Below are 2,464 nucleotides of genomic sequence, written 5' to 3'. Positions count from 1 at the left end.
AATCTGACAGTGAACACCATCGAGAGGTACGGCATCAGGCCGCCTGGGCGAGCCCGATCGGGGCTCGCCAGTTCCATGGGAGGAGCTCGCCAAGCCGGCGCTGAGGTGTGTCTGCGATACGGGCGAGGACGTCGGCGAGCCAAGCCTGCGGGTCGATATCGTTGAGCCTGGCCGTGCCGATCAGCGTGTACATGAACGCGGCACGCTCGCCGCCGCGATCGGAGCCGGCGAACAGCCATGCCTTCCTGCCGAGTGCGACACCGCGAAGGGCGCGCTCGGCGGCGTTATTAGTAAGGCAGATGCGCCCGTCGTCTAGGAACCGGGTGAACGCGGCCCAGTCCTTGAGCATGTAATCGATCGCGCCGGCGACCGGGTTGTGGCGGGCAAGCACGGCACGCTGGCACCGCAGCCACTGCTCCAGCTCGGCGACAAGCGGTGCCGTGATCTCCTGACGCAGCGCGAGGCGCTCGGCGGCTGGTCTGCCGGTGACGGCGCGTTCAGCGTCGAAGATCGCGTCGATGCGCCTGACCGCCTCGGCAGCGATCGGCGAGATGACCGCCGCGCCCTTGCGGCGCTTCAGCTGGGTGGCGACATCGGCCAACTCGAAGAACTTGCGTCTCGCGTGTGCCCAACACAGCGCGCGCGTGAGCGGGGCCGGCAGTCGGTCGGCACGGAACAGCGCGTTGTAGCCGGCATAGGCGTCGGCTTGGAGGATGCCGCGGTAGCCGGCGAGGTGCCTGACCGGGTGCTCGGCGCGACGATCGCGCGAGTAGCGGAACAGGGCGGCGGGCGGCGCGGGGCCGCCGAACGGCCGGTCGTCGCGCACATAGGTCCACAATCGCCCGATGTCGGTCCTGGTCTTGGCCAGCACCGGCACCGTCGTATCGTCGCCGTGGAGGCGCTCGGCGGCGAGCACATGCGCCTCGATCAGGAAGTGGAGCGGCCGCAGCGCCGCGGTGCAGGCGCCGACCTGGTCGGCGAGCGTCGACAGGCTGATCTCCACGCCTTCGCAGGCATAGCGGTCGCGCTGTCGGTTGAGCGGCTGGTGCGTCCCGAACTTCTCGAACATCACCATGGCGAGAAAGCTCGGCCCGAACAGTCCGCGCGGCGTGGCGTGGAACGGTGCCGGCGGCTGGGTCACCGCCTCGCAGGCACGGCAGGCGAACCGCTCGCGTACGGTCTGGATCACCTTCCACGCCCTTGGGATCACCTCCAGCGTCTCGGTCATATCCTCGCCCAGCTTCGACAGGCGATCCGATCCGCAGCAGGTGCAGCGCGTCGGAGCAGGGACGACGACCCGCTCGCGCGGCAGGTGCGCGGGCAGTGGCTTGCGGGACGGTCTTGCTCGCGTGAACGCCTCGACGGTGGTGCCGGCCGCGGTACGGGCGCTGAGTGCCTCGTCCTCGCTGGCCGTCGCTTCCAGCTCCTCGAGGCCGAGTTCCAACTGATCGACCAGCAGCTGGCCGCGTTCGGAACGCTGCCCGTAGAGCGCTCGCCGCATCTTCTCGTTCTGCAGCTCGAGCAGTGCCACGCGGGCGGCAAGATCGGCGTTCGCCGCCCTGGTCCGCGCCGCCTCGGCTTCGGCGTGCGCAAGCGCCGCGCGGAGCGCCACGACATCGCTGGAAGGAACCACCGCCATGCCCAGGAGAGTAGCGGCAAAGCCGCACAGAACCTAGCTTTTTACCTCATCCAGCCGCTTGCGGACGCCACGTCGTGCGCGGGTTGCGCCAGTCTATCGCCTCCAAGAGGCACGCCATCTGCGACGCCGTAATCGCCACCACGCCATCGCTCGCCGCCGGCCAGACAAACCGGCCGCGGTCGAGCCGCTTGGTATAAAGCGACATGCCGATGCCGTCGTGCCACAGCACCTTGATCAGATCGCCGCGTCGCCCGCGGAAGATGTAGAGATCGCCGGCATGTGGGTCGCGCTTCAGCCCCTGCTGGACCTGCAGCGCCAAGCCGAACATCCCGCGTCGCATGTCCGTGCACCCGGTCGCCAGCCAGATCCGGACGTCACTGCGAACCGGGATCATCGCCGCAGCGACCGTATCGCCGTCGATACCAGCGCGGGCGACGCGTTCGCCGCAATCCGCAGCACCGCGCCGCCAAGCTCCACCACGAGCACCGGCTGCTCGGCCACAGGCAACGGCTCCGGGCTCACCGTCACCGCCGCGAACGCCGTTGCCGCCGGCTTCGCCAGGTCACGACGCCACCGGTAGAGCTGGCTCGGCCGCAGATCGGCGCGCCGTGCAATCCTCGCTACGCTCGATCCCGGTTCACATGCCTCCGCTACCAGCGCCTGCTTCTGTTCGTCCGACCAGACTCGGCGCCGCTCCACGCCCGAGATCAACGTCACCTGGCTCATCGCACCATCGCTAACATCAGTGCAAACACCGTCGCTTGCACCAATGCTACGTCAGCAAACCGTCCCCCAACCGCAAGGCGGGTCCCACCGGAGGCTTAC

3 protein-coding genes are annotated in these 2,464 nt (G+C 68.8%); all 3 read right to left on the bottom strand.

Features of this window, described 5'->3' with window-relative positions:
* Positions 1 to 34: 34 nt before the first annotated feature.
* From tnpC to tnpA, 3 genes are read right to left on the bottom strand one after another with little or no spacing between them, the layout of a single operon-like run.
* Positions 35 to 1,639 (bottom strand): IS66 family transposase, encoded by a 1,605-nt coding sequence (gene tnpC, locus P7D22_RS22770; protein WP_319936533.1) that lies wholly within the window; start codon positions 1,637 to 1,639, stop codon positions 35 to 37.
* Between the two features lie 46 nt (positions 1,640 to 1,685).
* Entirely contained in the window at positions 1,686 to 2,033 is a 348-nt protein-coding gene (tnpB, locus tag P7D22_RS22765; RefSeq protein WP_319936532.1) for an IS66 family insertion sequence element accessory protein TnpB, read from the bottom strand.
* Positions 2,030 to 2,365: an IS66-like element accessory protein TnpA gene (tnpA, locus tag P7D22_RS22760; RefSeq protein ID WP_319936531.1), complete on the bottom strand. Its 336-nt coding sequence runs from the start codon at positions 2,363 to 2,365 to the stop codon at positions 2,030 to 2,032. Before tnpA ends, tnpB begins: the two co-directional genes overlap by 4 nt.
* Positions 2,366 to 2,464: the final 99 nt, after the last annotated feature.

This window comes from Lichenihabitans sp. Uapishka_5 (assembly GCF_033947565.1).
Classification (GTDB): Bacteria; Pseudomonadota; Alphaproteobacteria; order Rhizobiales; family Beijerinckiaceae; genus Lichenihabitans.
The sequence above is the reverse complement of the archived record's forward strand: the minus strand, read 5'-3'. Positions and strand labels throughout refer to the sequence as shown.

Bases quoted from the DNA above. Each gene is read 5' to 3' on its own strand.
- tnpB (WP_319936532.1), bottom strand. From the start codon at position 2,033: ATGATCCCGGTTCGCAGTGACGTCCGGATCTGGCTGGCGACCGGGTGC.
- tnpC (WP_319936533.1), bottom strand. From the start codon at position 1,639: ATGGCGGTGGTTCCTTCCAGCGATGTCGTGGCGCTCCGCGCGGCGCTT.
- tnpA (WP_319936531.1), bottom strand. From the start codon at position 2,365: ATGAGCCAGGTGACGTTGATCTCGGGCGTGGAGCGGCGCCGAGTCTGG.